At 74.8% G+C, this 24,340-nt stretch carries 17 protein-coding genes; 9 read left to right on the plus strand and 8 right to left on the minus strand.

The features are described from left to right. The 4 genes from WME98_RS27470 (at position 1) to WME98_RS27485 (ending at position 4,061) form a co-directional block, all read left to right on the plus strand. Positions 1 to 471, plus strand: coding sequence for a hypothetical protein (locus WME98_RS27470; RefSeq protein WP_437944662.1), 471 nt, complete (start codon positions 1 to 3; stop codon positions 469 to 471). Beyond that, a complete protein-coding gene (locus tag WME98_RS27475; RefSeq protein ID WP_437944663.1) occupies positions 461 to 1,942 on the plus strand; it encodes a TolC family protein in 1,482 nt (493 codons plus the stop codon). The genes WME98_RS27470 and WME98_RS27475 overlap by 11 nt, the downstream gene beginning before the upstream one ends. Before the next feature lies 1 nt (position 1,943). Beyond that, positions 1,944 to 3,272, plus strand: a complete 1,329-nt coding sequence (locus WME98_RS27480; RefSeq protein WP_437335807.1) for a multicopper oxidase family protein — start codon at positions 1,944 to 1,946, stop codon at positions 3,270 to 3,272. A 204-nt stretch (positions 3,273 to 3,476) separates the two neighbouring features. After that, complete coding sequence (locus tag WME98_RS27485) at positions 3,477 to 4,061, plus strand: DUF2914 domain-containing protein (RefSeq protein ID WP_437944664.1); 585 nt, start codon at positions 3,477 to 3,479, stop codon at positions 4,059 to 4,061. Between the two features lie 63 nt (positions 4,062 to 4,124). On the opposite strand, the gene WME98_RS27490 is transcribed toward WME98_RS27485, so the two are convergent. The 8 genes from WME98_RS27490 to WME98_RS27525 form a co-directional block, all read right to left on the minus strand. Next, positions 4,125 to 4,730: a Uma2 family endonuclease gene (locus tag WME98_RS27490; RefSeq protein WP_437944665.1), complete on the minus strand. Its 606-nt coding sequence runs from the start codon at positions 4,728 to 4,730 to the stop codon at positions 4,125 to 4,127. Positions 4,731 to 4,798: 68 nt separating this feature from the next. After that, positions 4,799 to 6,160, minus strand: coding sequence for a metallophosphoesterase (locus WME98_RS27495; protein WP_437944666.1), 1,362 nt, complete (start codon positions 6,158 to 6,160; stop codon positions 4,799 to 4,801). Positions 6,161 to 6,270: 110 nt separating this feature from the next. Next, positions 6,271 to 8,322 carry an alpha/beta hydrolase gene (locus WME98_RS27500; RefSeq protein WP_437944667.1) on the minus strand — a complete coding sequence of 684 codons (2,052 nt, stop codon included), beginning with the start codon at positions 8,320 to 8,322 and terminating at the stop codon, positions 6,271 to 6,273. Positions 8,323 to 8,359: 37 nt separating this feature from the next. Then, complete coding sequence (locus tag WME98_RS27505; protein WP_437944668.1) at positions 8,360 to 9,400, minus strand: hypothetical protein; 1,041 nt, start codon at positions 9,398 to 9,400, stop codon at positions 8,360 to 8,362. After that, positions 9,393 to 10,622, minus strand: a complete 1,230-nt coding sequence (gene tyrS, locus WME98_RS27510; RefSeq protein ID WP_061623275.1) for a tyrosine--tRNA ligase — start codon at positions 10,620 to 10,622, stop codon at positions 9,393 to 9,395. Before tyrS ends, WME98_RS27505 begins: the two co-directional genes overlap by 8 nt. A 121-nt stretch (positions 10,623 to 10,743) precedes the next feature. Beyond that, on the minus strand, positions 10,744 to 11,088 hold the full coding sequence (locus WME98_RS27515; protein ID WP_020732714.1) for an HU family DNA-binding protein: 345 nt from the start codon (positions 11,086 to 11,088) through the stop codon (positions 10,744 to 10,746). A 135-nt stretch (positions 11,089 to 11,223) separates the two neighbouring features. Further along, positions 11,224 to 13,746, minus strand: a complete 2,523-nt coding sequence (locus WME98_RS27520; RefSeq protein ID WP_437944670.1) for a hypothetical protein — start codon at positions 13,744 to 13,746, stop codon at positions 11,224 to 11,226. 1 nt (position 13,747) lies between these two features. Beyond that, positions 13,748 to 16,066, minus strand: a complete 2,319-nt coding sequence (locus WME98_RS27525) for a hypothetical protein (RefSeq protein ID WP_437944671.1) — start codon at positions 16,064 to 16,066, stop codon at positions 13,748 to 13,750. Positions 16,067 to 16,691: 625 nt separating this feature from the next. Between WME98_RS27525 and WME98_RS27530 the strand changes: the two genes are divergently transcribed. The 5 genes from WME98_RS27530 (at position 16,692) to WME98_RS27550 (ending at position 24,163) form a co-directional block, all read left to right on the plus strand. Further along, positions 16,692 to 16,961, plus strand: a complete 270-nt coding sequence (locus WME98_RS27530) for a hypothetical protein (protein ID WP_437944673.1) — start codon at positions 16,692 to 16,694, stop codon at positions 16,959 to 16,961. Between the two features lie 489 nt (positions 16,962 to 17,450). After that, on the plus strand, positions 17,451 to 19,499 hold the full coding sequence (locus WME98_RS27535; RefSeq protein WP_437944674.1) for a GAF domain-containing protein: 2,049 nt from the start codon (positions 17,451 to 17,453) through the stop codon (positions 19,497 to 19,499). A gap of 12 nt (positions 19,500 to 19,511) precedes the next feature. Then, on the plus strand, positions 19,512 to 21,191 hold the full coding sequence (locus WME98_RS27540; protein ID WP_437944675.1) for a sensor histidine kinase: 1,680 nt from the start codon (positions 19,512 to 19,514) through the stop codon (positions 21,189 to 21,191). Positions 21,192 to 21,319: 128 nt separating this feature from the next. Next, entirely contained in the window at positions 21,320 to 22,150 is an 831-nt protein-coding gene (locus WME98_RS27545) for a TIGR02757 family protein (RefSeq protein ID WP_063823778.1), read from the plus strand. An 813-nt stretch (positions 22,151 to 22,963) separates the two neighbouring features. Further along, positions 22,964 to 24,163, plus strand: a complete 1,200-nt coding sequence (locus tag WME98_RS27550; RefSeq protein WP_437944677.1) for an alpha/beta fold hydrolase — start codon at positions 22,964 to 22,966, stop codon at positions 24,161 to 24,163. The last annotated feature ends 177 nt before the right edge of the window (positions 24,164 to 24,340 follow it).

A 24,340-nucleotide genomic window follows, 5' to 3' on the forward strand; every position in this document is an offset into this window, starting at 1 on the left:
ATGAAACCACGTCACCTCGCTGGGCCGAACGCCCTGCTGATCCTCGTCGTTGCGCTCGCCGGCTGCGCGCCGCGCAGCGTTCCCGCGAGCTTCCCCGCATCGTCTGCCGCCTCACCGCAGGCCGCAGAGGCGCCCGCGCCGCGGATCGGCGTTGCGCTCTCCGAGGACCCTCCGCTGCCCGGAGAGCCCACCGCTGGCTGGGTTGGGCTCGAGCCGGCGTCGGCGCCAGGCGCCGATCCTCACCAGCATCACCATCACCACCATCACCACGGCGCCGCGCCGGCCCCGGCGCCGCCGGGCGGTCACCAGCACCACGACCACGGCCCCGCGCCGGCCTCGACGCCGCCGAGCGGTCCTGCGCCGGCTCCGACGCCGCCGGGGGGTCACCAGCACCACGACCACGGCGCCGCGCCGGCGCTGACGCCGCCGGCCGGCCCGCCCAGGCCCAAGGAGCCCGCCCATGCGCACTGAACCCCGTCGTTCGCGCCCGCTCGCCGCGCGCCTCGCGCCGCGCGCGGCGGTCCTCGCCCTCATCGCCGCGGCCGCGGCCGGCTGCGGCGCCCCCTCGGCCACCGCCGACATCGCGCGGATCCGCGCGCTCTCCGGCGCGGAGCTCCCGCCGAGCGCGACGTCCGACGCCGTCGACCCGGAGCCCGCCGGCGACGCGCGCTCCCCCGGCCAGGCGCCCCGACGGCCGCTCACCGCGGACGCCGCGGTGCGGCTCGCCCTGCTCAACAACCGCGAGCTGCGCGCCGCGCTCAAGGAGGTCGGCGTCGCCCGGGGCCAGCTCGAGCAGGCCGGCGCGCTGCCGAACCCGGAGATCGAGGTCGAGGTCATGCCGCGGCAGGACGGGCTCGAGCACACGCACGTCGAGCTCGCGGTCGAGATCGATCTGACCTCGGCGCTCCTGTCGCCGCTCCGCGCGCGGGCGGCGCGCTCGGAGCACGAGGCGGCGCGCTTCCGCGCCGCCGGCGCCGTCATCGAGCTCGGCTACCAGGTCCGCGCCGCGTTCTACGCCGCGCAGGCGGCGGAGCAGCGCCTCGGCATCGCGAACCGCGCGCTCGACGCGTTCGCCGCCGCCCGCGACGCCGCCCGCGCGCTCTTCGCGGCGGGCAACGTCCCGGAGCTCGACGTGGCGACGCAGGAGGCCGGGTACGAGGAGGCGCGCGTCACGGCGGCGCAGATCGAGCTCGAGCTCCTCACGCAGCGCGAGCGGCTCCACCGGCTGCTCGGCCTCTCCGGCGCGGCGACCGCGTGGACGATCGCCGGCCCGCTCCCGCCGGCGCCCGAGGCGGTCGCGACGCCCGCGCGCGCCGAGACGCAGGCCGTGCGGGCGAGCCTCGAGCTCGCGGAGCTGCGCAGCCGGCTCGACGCCGCGGCCGGCCGGGCCGGCGCCCTGCGCGCCGAGGGCTGGGTGCCGGACATGTCGATCAGCGTGCGCGGCGAGCGGGAGCTCCCCGAGCGCGGCGAGGTCGACGAGCACCCGTGGGTCCTCGGCGCCGGGCTCCGCGTCGCGCTCCCGATCTTCAACCGGCGGGGCGGCGCCGAGGCCGCGCAGACGGCGGAGTTCGACAGCCTGCTCGAGCGCTACCACGGGCGCGCCGTCGACGTCCGCTCGGCGGTCCGCGACGCCCGGAACCGGCTCGCGTCCGCGCACGCGCGGGCGCGGCACTACGAGCGCGTCGTCCTCCCCGCGCGCAAGCGGGTCCTGGAGCAGACGCTGCTCCAGTACAACGCGATGCAGGTCGGCGTCTTCCAGCTGCTCTCGGCGCACCGCGAGCAGCTCGACGCCGAGCTCGCGGCGGTCGAGGCGCTGCGCGAGCACTGGACGGCGAAGGCGGCGTTCGACGCGCTCCTCTCGGGGCGCCGCGTCGAGGCGGCGGGGGCGGAGGCGCCTGCCGCGATGCCGAGGGCCACGGGCACGGGCGAAGGAGGGCACTGACATGGATCGACGTTCGTTCATTCACGCGGGCGGCCTGGCCGCCGGCGCCGCCTTGCTCACGCGCGGGCTCGCGCACGCGCAGGAGCGCCCGGCCGCGCCGCCCGGCGCCGCGGCGCCGGCGCCCCGCCGGATCGCGGCGCCCGGGGGGCAGCCCGCCGTGGTGACGCCGAACGGCAGCACGCTCCCGCTGCGGGCGGTGGACGGCGTGAAGGTCGGCCACCTCGTCGTGGGCCCCCTCGAGCACGAGTTCGCGCCTGGCCTGAAGAGCGAGGTGTGGGGCTACAACGGCGGCACGCCCGGCCCGACCATCGAGGCGGTCGAGGGCGATCGCCTGCGCATCTACGTCACGAACAGGCTGCCCGAGCCCACCACGGTCCACTGGCACGGGCTCGTGGTGCCGAACGGCATGGATGGAGTCGCCGGGCTCAACCAGCGGCCGATCCCGCCCGGGGAGACGTACGTTTACGAGTTCGTCGCGCGGCATCCGGGGACGTACATGTATCACTCGCATTTCGACGAGATGACCCAGATCGCGCTGGGCGCGGTGGGGATGTTCGTCGTGCACCCGCGGAGGCCCCGCGGCCCGCGCGTGGACAGGGACTTCGTGCTGATGACGCAGGAGTGGAAGATCAACGCCGGGGCGCGCCGGCCCGATCCGAACGCGATGAACGACTTCAATGTCCTCACGTTCAACGGCAAGGCGTTCCCCGCGACGGCGCCGCTCCTCGTCGGCCGCGGCGAGCGCGTGCGCATCCGCCTCGGGAACCTCGGCCCCATGGATCACCACCCGATCCACCTGCACGGCCTGTGGTTCCAGGTCACGGCGACCGACGGCGGGTATGTCCCCGAGTCCGCCCAGTACCCGGAGACGACGGTCCTCGTCCCGGTCGGCAGCACGCGGGTCATCGAGTTCGTCCCCGAGGAGCCGGGCGACTGGGCGGTGCACTGCCACATGACCCATCACACGATGATGCAGATGGGCCACGGCCTCCCGAACATGGTCGGCGCCGACACCCGCGCGCTCGATCGCCGGATGAGCCGCGTGATGCCCGACTACATGACGATGGGGACCACGGGGATGGGCGGCATGGGCGAGATGCCCATGCCGGTGCCCGCGAACAGCCTGCCGATGCGCGGCGGGGCCGGGCCGTTCTCGTACGTCGACATGGGCGGGATGTTCACCATCCTGAAGGTCCGCGACGCGCCGGACACGGCGGATCCTTCCGGCTGGTACGCGCACCCCGCCGGCACCGTGGCGGGGCCGGCCAGCGCGGAGAGGATGCGGGCCGACGGGATCGACCCGGCCGGAGGAGGAAAGTCGGGCGGGTGAGCTCCTCGACGTAGGCTCCGGCGGCGGCGCGGCCCCGCCGCCGCGCCGGACACACAGGGCGCGGCCCGGCGCCCACAGGGTCGGAGAAATCCTCAATGATTCCGATGGATCAGCAGCGGTCCGCGCCTTGCCATATCGACGGCGAGACGGGGACGCCCCGGAACACGGAGGAGTGCTTCGATGGCTACGAGGATGGCTCGACGGATGACGTTTCTGGCCCTTTGCGCGGTTTCGCTCGCTGGCTGCGGTGAGCGTCACGACGCGCGGCCTCCGGCGGCGGCCGCCGCCGCGAGCGCCGCGGCGACGCAGTGCCCCGAGCCGGCGGTCGCCGTGGCGGCGCCGCCCGCGAGCCCGCCGGCTGCGGCGATGACGGCGCCGGCGCCGGCGCCTGAGGCGAGCGCCGCGGCGGACAAGGGCGGCAAGGCGGGCAGGGAGAAGGGGAGGGGCGCGGCGGAGCTGAAGGTGAAGCGGCTCGTGCTCGCGGAGGGGGTGAAGGACCGCGAGCCGGTGGCGCCGGGGACGACGTTCCGCGCGCCGGAGACGGAGCGGCTCTATGCCTTCCTGGAGATCGAGAATCGCGGCGACGCGGAGGGCGAGGTGACGGTGGCGTTCGTTCCGCCGGACGGCGGGGCGCCGGTCGGCAATGTGACGCTCGGGGTCGGGCCGTCGCCGCGGTGGCGGACGTGGGCCTTCACGCGCGGGGTGCGCAAGGCGGGGGAGTGGACGGCCGTCGTGCGGTCGGAGACGGGCGAGGAGCTCGCGCGCGCGCCGTTCGAGGTGACGCTGTAGCCGGGGCGCGCCCTCCGCGCGCGGTCGCGCCGGCTACAGCGCGCGGAGGGCGCTCCGCCTCGGTCAGGGCGCGGCCGGCGGCCCATCGCCGGTCGGGCTCCGATCGAAGACGTCCAGGTACACCCGGTCGACGTCGAGCGCGCAGTCCAGAGACGAGAGCGCCGCGCGCTCGCCCGGCCCGTGGATCCGGAGCAGCCAGGCCCCGTCCGGCTGGCGCGTGAAGACCTCGATTCGCGGCGCCTTCTGCGATGCGAGCACGTACTCCTCGAGCGACGGCAGCGTCCGGTACTGCGCGAATTTCTCTCCGCGATCGTAGGCCTCGCTGGAGTCCGAGAGCACCTCGACCACGAGGCGCGGGTTCAGGAGCGTGTCGCGCTGCTCGTCCTCGAACTCGGGCCGCGAGCACACGACCGCGCCGTCGGGGTACACGTAGCGGCGCGTCGCGGCGATCTTGATGCGCATGTCGGAGGTGAGCACTCGGCATCCTCGACCCTGGAGCGCGTTCCGCAGCTCGCCGATGACGTTCGCGGCGACCGCGCTGTGCTCCAGCGTGCCGCCTGCCATGGCGAAGATCTCGCCGTCCGCATACTCGTGGCGGAGCGGCGAGGAACGCTCGAAGGCCAGGTATTCGTGGGGCGAAAGGCCGGTGCGCGCAGCGGCTTGTGCCATGGTCCTCAGCTTCACCCAGGACGCCGAGCGCGTCCACACGGAGCCCGCGCTCGGCGAGCTCCGACGCGTCAGGCGGGCACGAGCTCGACGAGCGTGATCTCCGGCGGGCAGTTGATGCGTACCGGCAGCCAGCCGCCGGCGCCCGCGTTGACGTGGAGGCGCCGGCCGCGGTGCTCGTAAAGGCCATTGTGATAGAGCCCGGCCGGCAGCATCGGCGTGAGGGCGTAATCGCCGATCCGGCCCAGCGAGATCTGCCCGCCGTGCGTGTGGCCGGACAGCATCAGGTCGAACGGCAGCTCGCGCGCCGCGCGGAACGTGCCCGGGTGGTGGCTGAGCAGGACGCGCGGCGCACCGTCGTCCCGCATCTGCCCGAGCGCGCGGGCCAGCCCGTCGGCCGTCGGGCGCCGGGCGGGCTCTCCAGGGCGCGCGCGGCTCGGGTAGTCGATCGCGCCCATCCACAGGCGATCGCCGCCGAGGCGGACCTCGCGCGCCTCGTCGACGAGCACCTGGGCGCCCGCTTCTTCGAGGCCCTTCACGATCGCCGGGATGCTGGCCGAGCGCGCGGCGATGTACTCGTGGTTGCCCATGCAGAAGAAGAGCTGCCCCCGGGCGGGGCGCAGGCCCCGGAGCAGCCGCGCGGACAGCTCGAGCTGGGAGACGTGGTGATCGAGCAGGTCGCCCGTGATGACGTGGATGTCGGCGCGGACCGCGTTGATGGCGTCGCGGAGCTCGTCGAGCCGCTCCGCGTCCATGAAGCTGCCGACGTGCACGTCGCTGAGCTGCGCGATGGTGACGCCGTGGAGGCTCGTCAGCTCGCGCCGCACGGGCAGCGCGACCCTCACCACGACCGGCCGCTGTCGCGAGGCGAGCACGCCGCCCATCGAGACCGCGACCGCCGCCGCCGGCAGCGCCCACGACGCGCCGACGACGAGCCGACGGCGGATCTCGTCGACGGGCTCCGGCGCGGTCTCGGCCTCTTCTGGAGCGCTGTTGGCCTGAGCGGCTGGAGCGTCGGCGGCCTGAGCGGCTGAAGCAGCCCGAGCGGCAGAACCGGCCCGAGCGTTCGTGTCGACCCGAGCGCCCATGACCGCCCCGGCGTTCGGGGCCGTCCGATCGCGGCGAAGCGCACGGACGGCCGCGGTCGCGGTCGCGGTGATGCCGAGGAGCAGCCCGTACATCAGCAGGGCCACCTGAGCGCCCATGGCGACCAGCGACACCGGCTCGGGCACGTGGCGCTGGATCGCGCGCAGCCCCGACCAGCTCGCCACGGTCATGAGCAGCGCCGGGTGCGCGACAAGCAGCAGCCCCGCGGCGCACAGCCCGTCGATCAGCGCTCCGTGCCGCGGGAACGCCGCGCGGAGCCGCCGCCAGACGAGCAGGCCGAGGAGCGCGTTGACGAGCGTGACGACGAGGCCGCCGAGCTGGAACACGCGCTCGAAAGTAGCATCGCGCCGCTCGCTCGTCCGGCCGCCGGCTCCTGACGAGCGAGCGGCGTCTCCACGAGGAGCGGCGGCGCCGGCGGCGCGCCGCGCGGCCGGCCCTAGAGTCCAGCGCCGCGGCCAGCCGTCTCCGCGCTCACCGGGATCTCCCTCGCTTCGAGCCCCTCGAGCGACTCCTTGCCGGAGAGCGCGCCGAGGCACCTGTGGGCGTCACGGAGATAGCCGTTGAAGAACGCGGCGAGGTAGCCCATCGCGATCGCCTGCTGCTCGCGGCGCGGGAGCTCGGCAGGGCCGTCGAGCGGCTCGGCGAGGCCGAGCGACGTCGTGTAGCCGAAGTGGCTCGCGCCCGGCAGGGTCACGAGGTGCTTGGGCGCGCGCGCCCGGCCGTAGAGCGCCGCCGGGACCGAGGCGGAGATCGGGTCCGCGGTGCCGCGGACGACGAGCACCGGGCGAGGCTCGAGCGCGTCGATGGGCGGGGCTCGATCCGGCTCGCCCGCCGGCGCGAGCAGCGCGAGGGCGCGGACGTGGAACGGGCCGGCGGGATCGAGCGCCAGCGCGAGGGCGGCCTGCGCGCCGAGCCCGTGGCCGAGGGCGCCCACGCGATCGAAGTCGGCCAAGAGCGGGCCCCGCGAGCCGGCCCTGAGGTAAGAGAGCGCGTCCCGGAGGACCGCGGCGCGGCGCAGCGGCGCGTCGTCCGGGGCGAGCCACGAGAGATCGGGCGCGATGACGGCGAAGCCCCAGCGCGCGAGGTGCGCCATGACGCCCGCGAGCTGGCGATAGTCCTGACCGATGCCGGCGGGCGACCCACCCGTGACGGCGCTCGTGAGGAGGCGTCGATCGTGGGCGATCGCGATGACCGGGAACGGGCCTCCCGGCGAGAGCGGCGCCTCCTCGCCGTCCGCCGACGCGGGGTAGTAGAGCAGCGCGGCGCCCTGCGCGGGGCAGCGGTAGAGGGTGCCCTGGAACGGCCAGGTATCGGGGTAGCGGGCGTCCTCCGACAGCGAGAGCGCGTCGATGCGCCGGAACCCCGCTCGGTGCGGTCCGGCGCGCAGCTGCAGCGCAGCGCTGGCGGGGCGCGGCGCGGTCGGGGGCGGCGCTGCAGCGGCGGGCGAGGGCGGCTGCTGCGCCGCGGACGCGGGCGGCTGCTGCGCCGCGGACGCCGGCGGCCGCTGCGCCGCGGACGCGGGCGGCCGCGGCCCAGCCGGAGAGGCCGCGTCCGCCGCAGCGAGCCCGCTGCGGAGCACCGCGCGCCGCGACCAGAGCTCGCCGTCGCGCGCCAGGTGGACGATCTGCCCCTCGGCGCGCACGGCGAGCTCGATCCGTGCGAGCGGGCGGCTCTCGATGACGGACACCGCCTCACACCGGCCCAGCGCGGTGGCGAACACCGTCGGCCCGCGGAAGCGCGCGCCCCGGGCGCCGTCGCCGCGACGCCACCACGCGAGCCCCACGCCCGCGAGCGGCGCGAACAGCTCGAGCGCGCCCTCTCCGCCGGACGCGCTCCGGAAGAGCGCCGGCGTCCCCCGGACCCCGGAGACCACCTCCTCCGGGCCTTGCCACGCGGCCCCGGCAGGGCGCCGGAACATCACCAGGCGATCGCCGGCGCGCGCGACCACCTCGAGATCGCCCGGCGCGCCGGGCGCGTCCGCGCCGCGCTGGACCATCGCGACCGCCTCGAATCGCCCGAGCTCCGCGCCGAAGATCGCCGGGCCGTGCCATCCGAGCTCCGCGGTGTCGTTGTCGCGGTGGTAGTGCGCGATCCCGCCGCCCGCGTGCGGCACCACGAGCTCGAAGTTGCCCCGGCCGCCGAAGGCGCCCTGGATCAGCGCGGGGTCGCCCGCCACGCCCTCCGCGAAGAAGCGCGGCGCGCTCCACGACGGCTCGGGGGCGGGCGCGCACCAGAACGCGGCCAGCCGATCCCCGGCGCGCACCACCGCCTCGAGGTGGCCCGGATCGCCGAAGTTGCTCTGGATGAGCGCCACCGCGCCGACCTGGCCGAGGTCCGCGGCGAACGTCGCCGCGTGGCGCCACGGCCCGGCGGCGTCCTCGCGGCGGTGGTGCTCGACGCCGAACGGCGCCCCGGCGGCGGGCACGACGAGCTCGAGCGTGCCGCGCGAGGCGCATTGCAGGAAGTAGCCGCTGGTCGTGGTGGGCATGGTTCCGATGAGGTTTACCGGCGCGGCGCGGCCGCGCCTACCGAAGCATCTCCTCGACCCTCTCGCCCGTCGCCGCGGCGAGCCCCCGGGCGAGCGCGCGCGGGTCCAGCTCGACGGCGACGGCCACCGCGTCCTCCGCGTGCGTCGCGAGCGGCGGCTCTACCGGCGCGTCGAGCCCGAGCAGGTGACCGAACGAGCCGTGCGCGAGCTCCTCCCACGCCGCGAGCAGCTCCTCCGAGGCGGCCGCGCCGCTCGTCGAGAAATCGCCCGCCACCGCGATCGCGAGCGCGATGCCCTCGCGCGCGCTCGGCCTCGCGGCCGCGCCCACGGCCGTCGCCGCCGCGAGCAGGCCGCGCGCGCCGCGGGCGAGCTCCCCGTCGAACGGGCCCGGCGCGAACGCGCGCGCGGGCGCCGGGCCGAAGCGGGCCGCGAGCGCCGCGAGCGGGCCCTCCGACAGCGCCGTGGGCGAGCGCTTGAGGCGGCCGAGCGCGTACAGCGACGCCACCCGCGCCGGCCCGCGCTGCGGGCTGCCGCCGTCCTGCACGCCGACCACGTCCTCGCCGAGGAGCACCAGCGCGTGCGGCGCCGTGCCGATGTCGCCCATCACGCGCACGACGTCCGGGCGATCGAGCGCCCGCCGCTCCTTGCCCGTGAGCCGCCGCCGGAAGAGGCGCTCGATGGTGCGGGGATCGCCGCTGTGACGCGCCACGTAGAACCTGGCCTCGCCCGACGCCCCCGCGTACGACGCGATCGCGGCCTCGCGCACCTGCCGCAGGTCGACGCCGGTCGCGCGCGCGTGCCGGGCCAGGTTCTCCTCGGGCGCCACGAGGGCGATCGAGGGGATGAGCCACGGCACGGTCGCGAGCTCGCGGGGCCGGACCAGGACGAGCCACCGGAGCCCCGCCTGCGGCAAGAGGCGCGTGAGGTCCGCCGTGTCGAGCGGCGGCAGCGGCGGGCCCGGCCGAGCGGGCGGCCGCGGCGCGCCGCCGCACGACGGCAGCGCGAGGCCGAGGACGCAGCCCAGGACGCCGCCGAGCGCGCCGCGGCGGCGGAGCCCCCGCCCGGGCGCGTCAGCCAACGACGAGGTAGGCGAAGCGGCGGTTCTTCGAGCCGACGCGGACCAGAAATCGCTTCCCACGCTCGAGCTTGAGCTGGTCGTCCTTGATCACCTCGCCGTCGAGGTGCACCGCGCCGCCCTTCACGAGGCGGAGCGCCTCGGAGGTCGACTTGGCGAGCCCGGCCAGCGCGAGCGCCTTGCCGATGGGGATCGCGTCGCGGTCGCTCGCGACGTGGAGCTCCTCGATGACCTCGGGCAGGCCGCCGGCCGCGACGCTGCGGCGCCGCTCGAGGGCGGCGCGCGCGTCGTCGGCCGAGTGGAAGCGGGTGACGATCTCCTGCGCGAAGAGCTCCTTCACCGCGATGACGCTCTCCTCGCCGCGCAGGACCGCCTCCCGCAGCCGGGCGACCTCCTCGGGCGGGCGGGACGACAGGAGCTCCATGTAGCGCCAGATGACGCCGTCATCGACGAGCATCAGCTTCTGCAGCATGTCGAACGGCGGCTCGGTGATGCCGACGTAGTTGTCCGCGCTCTTCGACATCTTCGGGCCCACGACCTTGCCGTCCTCGATCCGCGCGTTCGTGCCCTCGAGGAGCGGCATCGTCATCACCATCTGGGCGCGCTTGCCGTAGCGGGGCATGAGGTCGCGCGCCACGAGCAGGTTGAAGAGCTGATCGGTGCCGCCGAGCTCGATGTCGGCCTCGAGCTCGACCGAGTCGTAGGCCTGGAGGAGCGGGTACATGAACTCGTGCACGTAGATGGGCCGCGCCTCCTCGTAGCGCTTCTTGAAATCGTCGCGCTCGAGCATGCGGGCCACGGTGTACTTCGCGCAGAGCTCGATCATCTGCGCCGGATCGAGCTTGTTCAGCCACTCGGAGTTGTAGCGGACCTCGGTCTTGTTCCGGTCGAGGACCTTGAACGCCTGCGCCTGGTAGGTCTCGGCCGCGGCGACGACCTCCTCGCGCGAGAGCCGCGGGCGCAGCTCGTTCTTGCCGGTCGGATCGCCGACCATCGCCGTGAAGTCGCCGACCACGAAGATGACGGTGTGCCCGAAGTCCTGGAACTCCCGCATCTTCTGCATGACCACGGTGTGGCCGAGGTGGAGGTCGGGGCGGGTCGGGTCGAAGCCGGCCTTGACGCGCAGCGGCTTGCCCTCGCGGAGCCGCTCCTCGAGCTCGGCGCGCACATGGAGGTCGACGGCACCCTTGCAGAGAATCTCGAGCTGACGTTCGGCGGGGACCATGGGGCCCCGCTTCTACCGCGCAGCGGAACTGCCCGCCAGGGGGGCGAGCGCGCCTCGAGGCGCGCGGGCGCGTCACGCCGTCGACGACGGCGACGTCATGGGCGTGCGCTGGCGCGTCGCCTCATTCGTCGTCGGTGTCCTCGTCCTCGTCGTCCTCGTCGTCGTCGTCGCCCGAGATCGCGTACGCGCGGCTCGCGTTGACGAGCTCCTTGAGCTCCTTGCCGACCTTGAAGAACGGGAGCCGCTTGGCGGGCACGGGCACCGGCTGGCCCGTGCGGGGGTTCCTGCCGCTGTACGGCTTGTACGGCCTGACCGTGAAGCTGCCGAACCCGCGGATCTCGATGCCCTCGTTGCGCTGGAGCGCCTGCGTCATCGCGTCGAAGACGCAGTTCACCACGAGCTCGGCTCGAGCCTTGGTGAGCTCCCCCCGTCCCGCGATCGCGTCGATGAGCTCGCTTTTCGTCATTGGTCCACCTCCCCCACCCGAGCGGACCGCCGCCGGCGCCCGACTTGCCGCTTTCCACCGCAGAGCCCCGGGAGATGCGCCGGTCCAGGAGCCGCATGACAACAGAATCCTATGAAAAGCTCGCATGTTACGGGACTAGCGGTCAACCGAATTCCCGCCAGCGACCGCGACCGCGTCGAGCGCAAAGAGGCCTCCGGCCGCGGGGCCGCCCGGGCCTCCCGGAGCGCTCTCGGCGGCGGCGTCGACGCGGATCCGCGCGGCATTCGCGGCCGTCGGCGTGGCGGCGCGGGCCTCGTCGCGCGGGCCGTCGCGCGCGTCTCGCCGCAACTTTCCGTGCTGGCGCGCATTCGCGCGCGCGATGGAGAGCTCGATTCCGACGGCGTCCTCGGGGATGGGGCAGGGCGGGAGCTCGACGCAGGTGAGCGGCGCGCCGGGGGCGCCCGACGCGGCGGGCTCGACCCGCCAGACGTGGATGGGGGCGCCGTCGACGGCGAGGACCACCTCGCCCGCGCCGTCGCCCGAGACCGCCACGCGCGGGCTGATCCGGGCGCCGCGGAGCCACGGGGCGGGCAGGCCGACCCGGACGACGGCCTCGCCGCTCGCCGCCGCGTGCACCGCGAGGAGGCGCCCCCCGGACGCGCACGTGCCGCCGGCGTGCTCGGGCGCTGCCCAGGCGCCGCGCTGGGCGCGCGGCGGCCACAGCGACTCGCCCTCGATGAGCGCCTCGCGGGGCGGCGCGGCGTCGAAGGCGAGCGGCGCGATCGAGACCGAGGCCAGGCCGCCGCCGTCCGGGATCGCGAAGCCGTAGCGGTAGGCCGGGGGGCGGCCGCGGGCCTCCCACGCCATGCGGTCGATCGCGTCGCCGCGGTAGCGCAGCACCGCGATGTCGCCCGCGGCGGGGTCGAAGCCGAGGTTGAAGCCGTGGTCCGTGTCGACGAACACGAGGCCGCGCGCGACGCCCGCGCGCGCGACGGCGGCGGGATCGAACATCGGCAGGCCGCCCTCGCGATCGCGGAGCGCGGCGTGGTCGAAGCCCGCGCGGAAGGCGAAGCCGGCGAGGGGGAGCGCCGCCGCGAAGAGCGCCGCCGCGAAGAGCGCCGCCGGGACGAGCGGCGCCGGAAAGAGCGGCGCCGGGAAGAGCGCGCGGAGCCGTCCCGCGAGGCCGCCGCGCGCGGCCGGCGATCCCGCGCGCTCCGCGATCGCGGCGCAGGCCAGGGCGGCGAGGGCGTGCTCCACCGGCAGCACGTCGGCGAAGAAGCGAGCGCCGCCGCCGGGGTAGTTGCCGTCGAAATAGAAGGGGGCGTAGGCGGCGATCTGGAGGAGCGGCGCGAGCGCGAGGGCGCGCGAGCGCGGCCGCCGGAAGGCGATCGCGGCGCCGACGATCACGAGCAGCGCGAGCGGCTCGGCGTTGAGCGCGTCGACCAGGTGGAGCTTCAGGCGGCGCAGCGTCGTGCCGGCGGCAGCAAGAAAACCGTATCCTTCCGCGAGGTTATGCCGGACGAAGTCGCCGTGCTCGAAGAGGCAGCCGACGCCTTCGCCGAAGCCGTAGCGGAAGCAGCCGGGCGGGCCGTCGGAGACGGCGTAGTAGGCGCTCTGCGACGACGCGAAGGCGCCGGTCGCGGCGCGCTGGTGCGCGGCGAGCAGCGCGAGGCCGGGGACGGCGCCGATCGCGAGCGCCGCGGCGAGCCGCCCGAGCCGCGGCGAGGGGCGCGGCGCGGCGTCGCCGTCGCGAGGGCCGGCCGCGGCGGTGCCCGGCGGGCGCTCCGGCAGCAGCGCCACGAGGAGCGCCGCGGCGAGGGCGAGCGCGCTCGGCGGGCGCGTGGCCGCGAGCCAGCCGGCCGCGACGCCCGCGAGCGCGGCGGCGCGGACGGCGGGATCGCGCCACCAGCGCGGCGCGCCCGCCGCGGCGGCGGGGGCCTCGTCGAGCGCGCGGCGCGCCGACGCGAGCGCGACGGTGAAGCAGAGGGCCGCGAGCCCGTGCGACATCGTGTCGGCCGTGTGGTAGCGGAGCGCGGCGCAGAGCGCCGAGAAGAGCGCGGCGAGGAGCGGCGCGAGGGGGATCCGCGCGCCGCTCCCGGCGGAGGCCGGGGCTCCTTCCGCGAACCGCGCTGCGAGGTCGTACGTGGCGACGGTCAGCGCCGCGGCGAGCAGGGGACCGATCGCGAGCGGCGCGCCCGCGAGGAAGCCGAGCGCGAGGAGGGCGGGGTAGCCCGGGGGGAAGATGACCGCGACCTCGGCCGCGCCGCGCCGAGCCGCGTCGCCTGCGGCGTCGCTGCGGACGAGGAAGCGGCCGAGCACGGAGGCCTCGGGCTCGCCGAGGGGCCACGCGAGGTGCCCGGCGGCCATGGCGCGGGCCTCGAGCCAGTAGCTCGTCGCGTCGATGATCCGGGGGCCGCCCCGCAGGTAGACCGCGACGTACGCGGCCGAGATCAGCGCCGCGGCGAGCCCGAGGGCCGCCGCCACGGCGACGCCGCGGGGCGCGCCGGAGCGCGGCGCGGGATCGAGGCCCGCGGCGCCGGGGCGCAGGGGCGCCGGGCCGGGGCGCGCGGCAGCGTGCGAGCGGCCGCGGCGGAGGAGCCAGGCGCCGGCGAGCAGCGCGGCGAGGGAGAGCGCGAGCGCGATCCACTGCGCGGGGTCGCGGGGCAGGCCGGCGCGCACGTCACGGCCCGGCGAGCGGCCGCGCCTCGAAGCGCGCGGCGCGCTCGAGGACCCAGACGTGGTGATCCACCCACTCGCCCTCGACCGGCGTGAGCGCGAGCGTGAACGTCTCGGGCAGCCCTTCGGGCAGGTCGATCGACGCCTCGGTCCAGCCGCTGCTCTCGCGGATGGCGAGGTGGCCGAGCTCGCGGCCGTCCGCGGTCACGCGGATCCTGGCGGGGCGGGACGCGGCGGTGCGGACCACGAGCCGGCCCGGGCCCGAGCGCGGGGCCCGCAGGCGGGCCGTCTCGCTCTTGCCGCCCGGGATGACGCGCCCCGCGTCGAACCGATCGCGCCCGGACCCGCGCGGGTCCGGCAGCACGCTGAAGCTGACGAAGCCGGCCTGCGGCCGCGGGAAGGCGTAGCCGTGCGCCCGCTCGCTCACGAGGTCGGCGACGTCGAGCTCGTCGAGCACCTGCTCGCCGGCGCGCATCGACGCGGGCGGCTCGCCGTGCGCGAGCGGGCTCCAGTCGGCCTGGTAGATGACCTTCTCGGCGCCGCCGCAGATGACGTTCCCGACGACGGGGATCCCGACGATCCGCTTGCCGAAGATGGCCGGGAGCTCGCCCCACCAGGTCGGATAGATGGCCAGCGCGTCGGGCCGCTCGTCGGCGGGGATGCGCTCGATGAGCTCCAGCGAGGCGCCGAGGCCGTGGACGCCCGCGCGCGCGAACGGGAGGTCGTGGTAGCCGCCGAGCCCGATGAGGTCGAGGCCGGGCCGGTCCGACGCGTAGAGGAGCGCGCCCGCGTCGCCGACGAGGACGCGGCGCACGTCGAGCTGCGCGAGGACCTTGCCGGCGACGAGGTGCTGATCGCGGATGTTGCGGCTCGCGCGGCCGAAGAACCAGATCTGGTCGCGCATCCTGGGCAGCTGGTGGACCCAGAAGAGCGCGGCGAGGGCGAGGGCGAGCGCGACGCGGGCGGCCCAGAGTCCGCGGCCCGCGAGGCCGAAGCGGCCCGCGAGGCCGAAGCGGCCCGCGAGGCCGCCGGGAGCGCCGCCGTCCGGCGCGGCCCACGCGGCGCGCGCGACGAGCAGCGCGAGCCCCATCGCCGCGAGCACCAGCAGCCAGGCGACCGCGGGCATGGTGTAGCGTTCATTCTGCCAGCGCACCTGGCCGTTCAGGGCGACGAGCGCGAGCCAGCCGACGACCTGGACCCAGAGCATCGCCGCGATCCCGCGCGTCCTGCGCGAGGCGAGGGGGACGAGCGCGAGGGCGGGGACGAGCCAACCCCAGGGGAGGGCGTCCGAGAAGTGGTGGTTGGCGTTGCGGGCGATGACGTAGCGGACGAGGAACTCGTAGGTGTCCCACTTTTCCTGCGACGTCATGTACGGGTTGTTCAGCGCGAGCTTGGCGATGGCGCCGCTCGCGGACCACTCCCCGGTGAACACGCGGTTGGCGACCGCCTGGGCGACGCACGCGATCGCGCCGGGCACCGACGTCCGGAGCAGGGTCGCGATCGCGGCGCGCGGGCCGCGGGCCCGCCCCACGGCGGCGGCCGCGTACACGCTCAGGGCCGCGACGCAGACGACCGACTCCGGCCGGGTGGCGTAGAGGAGCGCCCCGGCGAGGCCGGCGAGCCAACCGAGGCGGGCGAGGCGCTCCGGTGGCGCGCCGGCCGCGCCGGCCACCGAGAGCGCGGCGAGGGTGGCGAGGGCCCAGACGCCGAGGTGGAAGGCGTTCTCCATCCCGCTGAACAGCGACCAGTCGAGCGCGCCGATGGAGAGCGCCACGGGGGGCAGCAGGTACTTCGCCCAGCGCCCGATCGGCTCGAGGAGCCGCGCGCCGACGAGCAGGAAGCCCAGCGTCGAGGCGCAGGCGACGATCGCCGCCCACTGCATCAGCAGGAGGCCGCGGAAGCCGACGAGGTAGCCGAGCGCGAGGACGAACGGGTAGCTCAGGCTGGTGTTCCCGCTCGAGAAGCCGTTGCCCTCGGACCACTCGAACGGGTATCCGCGCGCCGTGGCGCGGGCGTAGTCGAAGTGGATGAACACGTCATCGAGCGGCGCCGACCACATGCCGCCCGTCTGCTCGTGCATCGCACGGTAGAACGCGGCGGCGGCGTAGAGGACGCACGCGCCCGCGTAGACGGCGAACAGGAACGGATCGAGGCGCGGCCATGCGGCGACCACGCGATCGAGCCGGCCGGGGGGCGCTGCCGGACCGGCGCCCTGCGAGGCCGCGGCGTCCGTGTCGCCAGGGGAGACGATGCTCGGCCGAGACGGAGGCGCAGCTCCTCCGGGCGGCGCGGAGGACACGGGTTCGGCGCTGGACGGTGACACGCGGCTCTTTTACACGACTTTCGCGCGGCCCGAGCCCGCGGAGCCCGGTCCGCGAGGGGCGCCGGCGCGGGGGAGGGGCCGGCCGACGGGTGAACGCCCGCGGCCGACGGCTCTGTCCAGCACGTTTGCAAGCGGCCGCTTCAGGATTGAAAGGCGTACGCCGTTTTCGTAGGGAAAGTGCCCGAAAGCGGGAAAGATGTACCTTGGCCCGCCTCCTGCTCAGGACAGAGGCCAGAGCGCCCGTGACGGTCTCCCCCCCCGCCGTCGAATGGGCGCTCTGTTTTTTTTGTGCTGGTGACCCCCGGCGCGACGCGGACCGATGCGCCGGATCGGGGTTGCAGCGCGGGCCGATGGCGGTGGCCCAGCCTGCTGCGGCCCAGCCTCCCGGTGGTGGCCGGATTTGAAGATGAAGGCGGGAAGGCGGGAAGAAAAGATCAATGATCTTCCTGCCTTCCCGCCTTCATGTGAACCACTCCGGGGCAAATGGGGCCACCACCGGCCTCCCGGGGGACCAGGGCAGCTGCCGGCTCGCTGCGCGGGGGTCGTGGAGACGGCGTTCGGCTTTCACATCATCCTGCGGATGCGATAGCGAGCGGCGGGCCCTCCGGGGTAGATCAGCGCACGAGTGAAGTTGCAGCGTCGAGCATCACCGATCGTCCCCTGGGTCGGGATCGCCGTCCACCTCGTGATCGGTCCGGCTTACGCGTTCGCCGGTCTCCTCGCGCCGCCTTGGGCGGTCGCGACGCTCTGGGCGATCTGGATTGCGCTGCTCGTGATGGCCATTCGGGTGCGGCGCAGCCGACCGTGGCTGACAGCGGCGACCCCGTTGATTTCGGCGGCCGTGTGGCTCGGCGTGCTCACCCTCGGCGAACGGCTGCTCGGCTGGACGGCCTGAGCCCGCCCCGAGGGGCCGCAGGCGCCGGCGCCGCCGGCGCCGCGCTCCGCCTCTCGCGAGCGGATGCGCGATGCGGTTCTCGCTGCCGGACAGCACAGCGGGTGACCGGACAGCGCGGCGGATGACCTGGAGGCGACCTGGCCGAGTGGCCCCTTCCATCGCACGACACCGCCGGCGGCGCGACCCATCGCACGACACCGCCGGCGGCGCGACAGCCGGGATCTCCCGCCTCTACAGGAATACCCGGCGGCCGTTCAGTGACCGAGCGGATTGGGCTGCGGCGCCTCGCCGCGCGCGGCGCGACTTCAGGACAGGGCGGAGTTTCCCTTCCGGTCCGCGGTTGAGAATATTTCGGGCCCTGCGCCAAAGGAGCCCGCGCGCGCTCCGTGCGGTCTGCGCGTTGACCCCTCTCGCGCGCGTCGAGTAGAACGATGTTCGCGCCAGAGCGCGCGACCCAGTCAGCGCCAGCGCGGATTGGAACCGCAAACGATGCGTTGGTTCGTCGAGATCTCGTCATTGGGCCAGAACGCGCCGCCGACCAGGAAGGTGTGCGTCGAGGCCCCGCAGTGGCAGCCCGCGCTGCAGAAGGCCCGGGCGCTCCGCGGCGATGGCGGGCCGCTCAACAATTTCTCCGTGGACCTGCTCGAGAGCGGCTACCGAGCGATCGATCCGGCGACGCGCGTGCGGTACGTCGTGCAGCGCGCGCCGGACGACGCGGCGCTGACGGACGGGGCGGACCCTCCGGCGGGCGCGCCGCCGGCCGGCGCAGCGTCTCCCAGGCCCGCCGACCCGGGGGCTCGTCTGCCGGGGAAACGGCCGGTGGCGGCCACGGTCCCGTTCATCTCGATGGGGACCGCGCTCCTCGTGCCGGAGCCCGCCGCCGCCGCGCAGGCGGCCAAGGGCGGCGCCGCGGCGGAGCGGGGCGCCACGCCGGAGCGGGACGCCACGCCGGAGCGGGACGCCGCGGCGGAGCGGGGCGCCGCGGCGGAGCGGGGCGCCGCGCCGGAGCCGAGCGCGCTGCCGCCGTTCGAGCTCGTGTCGCAGCGCGAGGAGAACCCGTCCGAGCGCTCGCCGCTCACGTACCGAGAGCTCGTCTATGCGGTCCCGACGGGCACCCCGCGCGATCTCGTCAGCGCGTTGCTGCTCGACCGGCTCGAGAAGGCACGGCAGCTCATCGACGACGCGCGCCCGGGCAAGTTCATCCATATCGCGGTGTTCGATCATGTCTTCCGCGGCCGGCCTCAGCGCGGCCCGCTCGCGACCCTCGCCTGGAAGGACTGGCGCTCGGCGGAGCCCGAGATTCAGTTTCGCCCGCGCACCGGCGCCACCTCGCCGCCGCCGGCCGCCGCGCCGCCGGCCGCCGCGCTGCCGACCGGGGGAGCTCTTCTGGCCGCCGCGCTGCCGGCCGAGGGGGCTCTCCTGCTCGTTGCGCCGCCCGCCGAAGGGTCGCCTGCGGCCGACGTCGCATCGGCGGCCGCTGCGCCGCCGGTCGATGCACCGCCGACCGATGCGTCGCCGGCCGATGCGTCGCCCGCCGCCGCGCCGCCGGCCGCCGCGCCGCCGGTCGACGGTTCCGCGCCGGCCGCGGCGCAGCCCGCCGAGGGATCGCCCTCGGCCGACGCATCGCCCTCGGCCGCCGCGCCGCCGGCCGACGCATCGCCCTCGGCCGCCGCGCCCTCGGCCGACGCATCGCCCTCGGCCGCCGCGCCCTCGGCCGACGCATCGCCCTCGGCCGCCGCGCCCTCGGCCGACGCATCGCCCTCTGCCGCCGCGCCGCTGGCCGACGCATCGCCCTCTGCCGCCGCGCCGCTGGCCGACGCATCGCCCTCGGCCGCCGCGCCGCTGGCCGACGCATCGCCCTCGGCCGCCGCGCCGCCCGGCGAGCCGAGCGCGCTGCCTCGGCCCGAAGGCGCTCTTGCGTCGGGCGAGATCCCCGCGCCCAGGCCAAGCCAGCCGCCGCGGCGGCGCTCCTCCTTCCCGCCGAGGAACGGGCGCCTCTCCGGCGACGACCTCATCGCCGAGCTGTTCGAGGCGTGCAGCGACCTGCACTTCCTCCAGGACACGCTCGCGGGCGCCGACTTCATCCTCGCGCTCACGCTCGACAAGATCCCGTGCGCCCTCGGGCTCGTGTCGCTGTTCGACATCAACCGGGGCGAGTTCGTCGTCGTCCGGCAGTACGGCGGCAAGAGCGCGCTCCTCGCCAGGCTGTCCGAGCGCGCGCCGCTCGCCCTCGCCGCCATGCGGTCCAGGCGCGCCGTCGTGGTGCCCGACGCGTCCAGGGACGAGCGCGTCATGGACGACCGGTGGAAGGCGATCGGCGTCGAGCTCCGGAGCGTCATCTGCGCGCCGGTGGAGCTCGCGGGCCGCTACCTCGGCCTCCTCGAGATCGGCAACCCCCTCGACGGCAAGCCGTTCTCCGAGAGCGACGGCAACGCGCTCACCTACATCGGCCAGCAGTTCGCGGAGTTCGTCGGGGCCCGCGGCGTGGTCCTCGACCCCGGCCTCGTGACCGCGGGGGCGAAGAGGGCCGCCCGCTAGCGGAGCTCAGCGATGGACCTCCTCCCCTCGGTCGGGAAGCGCCATCGCGTCCCGTACTTCGCCCTCGTCCCCGCCATCGTCGTCGCCGTGCTCGTCCTCGGCGGGATCGCCCTGCGCACCACGCTGCAGATCGAGAAGGCCCGCCAGCAGACCGTCTTCGACGCGACCCTCACCCTCGCCGACGAGCGCGTCGACCGCCTCGACAAGCTGATCATCGCGCAAGATAACGTCGTCGCCGCGCACGTCGACGTGGCGAACCTCTCGGTCATCGCGCGGAGGTGGCTCCCCACCGCGGCGCGCGAGACGCCGACGGTGCGCGCCATCCTCGTCCTCGACATGGACCACGAGGCCCACGACGTGCTCGCGTTCGCCTCGCGCGGCGCCTCCGGCCGGGAGGACGACGCCTTCCGCAAGCTCCTGCTCGCCCGCCTCCTGCCCCAGATGAACTTCGACGGCGACGCGGCCGAGCTGCGCCACCTCCACCACGTCATCGACCAGCAGAGCCTGCTCGTGAGCTACTGGCAGCGCGAGCACCAGGGGCGCCGGTTCCTCGTGGTCGCCTGGCACGAGGTGCCGCGCCTGGTCCACGAGGTGATGCCCCGGCTCTTCCGCGACCTCGATCGAGAGAAGAGCCGGATGAACGTCATCGACGAGGAGGGCCGCATCGTGTTCGGCCCGCCCATCATCGGCGGCGAGTTCACGGTCGGGCGCCCGTTCCCCACCACGCTCTACAACTGGCGCCTCCAGATGGCGCTCACCACCGCCGAGGAGCTCGGCGAGAAGGTGGAGCGGCAGCGCCTCATCGAGATCCTGATGGTCGGCTTCTCGGCCCTGGTCGCCCTGGCCGGGCTCGCGATCGTGGTGCTCGCCTCCGTGAACGAGCGGCGGCTCGCGGCGCTGAAGAGCGACTTCGTCGCGAACGTGTCCCACGAGCTCAAGACGCCGCTCTCGCTGGTCCGCATGTTCGGCGAGCTCCTCCTCGGCGACCGGGTGCCCAACGACGAGAAGCGCCGCCAGTACCTGCAGATCATCGTGAGCGAGAGCGAGCGGCTCACCGCGCTCATCGAGAACGTCCTCGATTTTGCCCGGGTCGAGCGGGGCAAGGCCGCCTACGAGTTCGCGCGCGGGAGCGTCGCCGAGGTGGCCGCGCGCGCCGTGGACATGTACCGCTACCGCGCCGAGCGCGAGGAGATGACCGTCGAGCTGACGGTCGCCGACGGGCTGCCCGAGGCGCTCATCGACGCGCGCGCGCTCGAGCTCGCCATCGTGAACCTGCTCGACAACGCGCTCAAGTACGCGAAGGACGGCGGCCGCGTCGCCGTCGCGGTCGAGGTCGAGGGCGGGCGCGGGGGGCGCCTCTCCGCGCTGACGCACACGGCGAGGCGCGTCGCCATCCGGGTGAGCGACCGGGGGCCCGGCATCGATCCGGACGAGCAGAAGCACATCTTCGAGCGCTTCGCGCGCGGCCGGCGGGCGAGCGAGCGGCAGGTGCGCGGCAGCGGCATCGGGCTCGCGCTCGTGAAGCACATCGCCGAGAGCCACGGCGGCGCCGTGCGGGTCGAGAGCCCGGTCACCGAGGACGGGCGGGGCAGCGCCTTCGTCGTGTCGCTCCCCGCGCTCGAGCACGACCGCGAGGCGTCGGAGCGGACCGCGCGGGCCGAGCCGCTCGCGGCCGACGCGGGGGCGACGTGACGGCGCGCACGCGTGACGGGCGCGGTGAGACGGCGCCCCGGCGGGGCGATGCGGCGCCCCGGCGGAGCGATGCGGCGCCCCGGCGGAGCGATGCGACCTCCCGGCGGGACGCTGCGCGGAGCGCTGCCTTGCAGGCGGCGCTGGACGAGGTGCGCGCGCGGTGCGCCATCGAGGAGCGCCGCGCGCAGGACCCGGTCTCCTTCGTCCATCGCTACACCGATCCGGCCGATCAGGAGCTCGTGGCGCTCCTCGCCGCGTCGCTCGCCTTCGGCAACGTGAAGGCGCTGCGCGCCAAGATCGGCGAGGCGCTCGACCGGCTAGGCCCGCAGATCGCCCTCACCGCGGACGACGCCCGGGCCGTCTCGGCGCGCCTCCGCGGCTTCCGGCACCGCGTCTACCGCGACCGCGACCTCGCGGCGCTCCTCGTCGGCGCGCGTCGGGTGCAGCGCGCCTCGGGCTCGCTCGGCGCCGCCTTCGCGGCCGAGCTCTCGCGCAGCCGCGACCTGCGCCAGGCCCTCGGCGCGTGGGTGCGGGCGATCCGGCGCGCCGGCGGGCTCGACCGCCGCCCGGACGACCGGGGTGCGGCGCACATCCTCCCCGACCCCGAGAAGGGCAGCGCCACAAAGCGGCTCATGCTCCTCCTGCGGTGGATGATCCGCCCCGCCGACGGCGTGGATCTCGGCCTGTGGCCGATACCGCCGTCCGCCCTCCTGATCCCCGTCGACACCCACATCCAGAAGCTCGGCTACAACATCGGCCTCACCGACCGCAGGGGCGCCACCTGGAAGACGGCCGAGGAGATCACCGCCGCCCTCCGCGGCTTCGATCCCGCCGACCCGGTCAAATACGACTTCGCCCTCTGCCACCTCGGCATGCTCCAGCAGTGTCCGTCGCGACGCGATCCGGTCCGCTGCCAGGGGTGCGGCGTGAAACCCGTCTGCCGCCACTGGGACGAGTGAGCACGCCGTGCACAGTCGTTTCGTCCAGGACAGCTGCAGGTGGTGCCGCGGAACGCTTTGAAATCCTTCGAATTTGCACTGGATTTCAATTTTGTTTTGCAAGGATGCAACGGTGGCGATGGAGCTGCGTGATAACTGTCTGAAACGTGGTGGTAGGCAGACCGGCACAGAGCCTGCTCTATCGGTGGGCGAGCGCCGTCGCGGAGACCTTCCCCCCCCAGGTCCGCGAGGCGCTTTTTTCATTTTGTTTCAACGGTCGCCAGAGGGCGCCCGCCCGGCGCTGCCACCGGCGTGACACGAAGCGCGCCGCAGCGGAGCCCCCCCGAGCTCCGCTGCGGCGCCTTGATGTGTGCCCCCGTGCACCGGGGTGCTTACGGGACCCTTTCCACGTCTCTCCTCTCCCCGACGTGATGCGACCCGCATGCCACGTCCCGGGCCGGTCACGATGGAACCTTTGTGCACGCATGCAGCGAAGGTTTCGCGTCGAGCCCTGTGGCCCCGGACACCCGCCGCCACCACCGCGCGATGCGACGCGGCCCAAAGCGAGCCGTCGCGACATCCGTTTCCGTCGAGAGCAGTCGCGGAAGCGCGCTGTGGGATGGAAGCGGCGGAGTCGACCGGCCAGCGCTGTGTGACTTTCTCGCGCGCTGGTAGAAATGATCATGAAACATCGTGTTCCCATGAATTCATGATCATCGGGCGCCGAGCGCCGGTAAGCGAGCTCAGCGAGCGGCTGGCCCGCGCTCCGTCCATGCGCCACTATTGCCGAGGGCGCTCGCATGCGGAAACGGCGCCAGCAGGTAGATTGGGCGTATGGTCTGGACATTCGGGGCTTATCTCCTGGTCGCGCTGGCTCTCGTGGCGCTGGCCGCGATCGGGCTGTGGGCGCACCTCTTCTACTGGGTCAAGCGGCTGACCCTGCCGCTCGAGTACAGCGTCGAAGAGGTCCTGCGGACCGAGGACGGCGCCCCGATCGAGATCCGCCGCGTCCCCGTCCCGCCCGGCGCGGAGGCGCAGCCGGATCTGCCACCGATCCTCCTGGTCCACGGGATCGCCGCGAACCATAGAAATCAGGACATCCACCCCGATTACTCGCTGGCCCGCCACCTCGCCACGCTCGGACGCGACGTGTGGCTGCTGACGTTGCGGAGCGGCCGCCTCCTCACCCGCCTCGAGCGCCGCAGCGTCCGCTTCTCGGCCATGGTCCAGTACGACCTGCCCTGCGCCTTCGACGCCATCCTGAAGCGCACCGGCGCCCGCTCGCTCGATTATGTCGGCTTCTCGATGGGCGGCATGCTCCTCTATGCCGCGCTCGGCCGCAGCGTGCCGGAGGATCGGGTGCGCCGCGTCGTCATCGTCGGCTCTCCGGGCCGCCTCGCCACGCCGGCGCGGCTCATGCGCTTTCTGCCGGGGCGGCTGCTCCCGGGCGTGCCGCTCCGCTTCATGGCGCGCAGCGTCGCCTTCGCCTCGGAGTGGCTGCCGACGCCGATTCACCACGCCGTCGCCAATCCGCGCAACGTGCCTCCCGGCGTCACGCGGCTCGCGCTCGTCAACTGCATCGAGGACATCCCCGCTGCGCTGAACGCGGACTTCGCCGCCTGGCTGGCGAGCGACGGAGAGATCCGCGTGGACGGCGAGCGCGTCCTCGACGGCCTCGCGTCCGTCGCGGCGCCGGCCCTCTTCATCGCGGGCAGCGCCGACAGGATTGCCCCCGTCCCGTCGGTGCGCGCCGCGTTCGACGCGTGGGGGCGCGATCACCCGGAGACGCCGAAGCGGTTTCTCGTGCTCGGTCGCGACTTCGGGGCGCGGGAAGATTACGGCCACGGCGACCTCGCCGTGGGCGCCTATACCGGCGTCGAGCTCTTCGAGCCGATCGCCCGCTTCCTCGGCCCGGAGCGGCAGCCCGAAGACGCGCCGGGGCCCGAGACGGGCGCTCCGGCGCTGGAGGCCGTCCAGGCGCGTCAACCCACCTCCGACCAGGCCGATCCGCTGCCGGATCACCCGGCCGTGTGACGCGTGCGCCCCGCGCGGCCGTATCGCGCATTCCGCCGGACCGCCCCTCCGTGCTGGTCCCTGCGCTCCATCTCACGATCGCGCTCACGAGTGCGTGTCCGAGTGCGTGGAGGTCGAACGATCTCGAGTCGATGCGCGGTGATCCGTGATTGCGGAGCGAAAGCGAAGAGGCGTATC

The organism is Sorangium sp. So ce296 (genome assembly GCF_051529605.1).
Lineage (GTDB): Bacteria > Myxococcota_A > Polyangia > Polyangiales > Polyangiaceae > Sorangium > Sorangium cellulosum_D.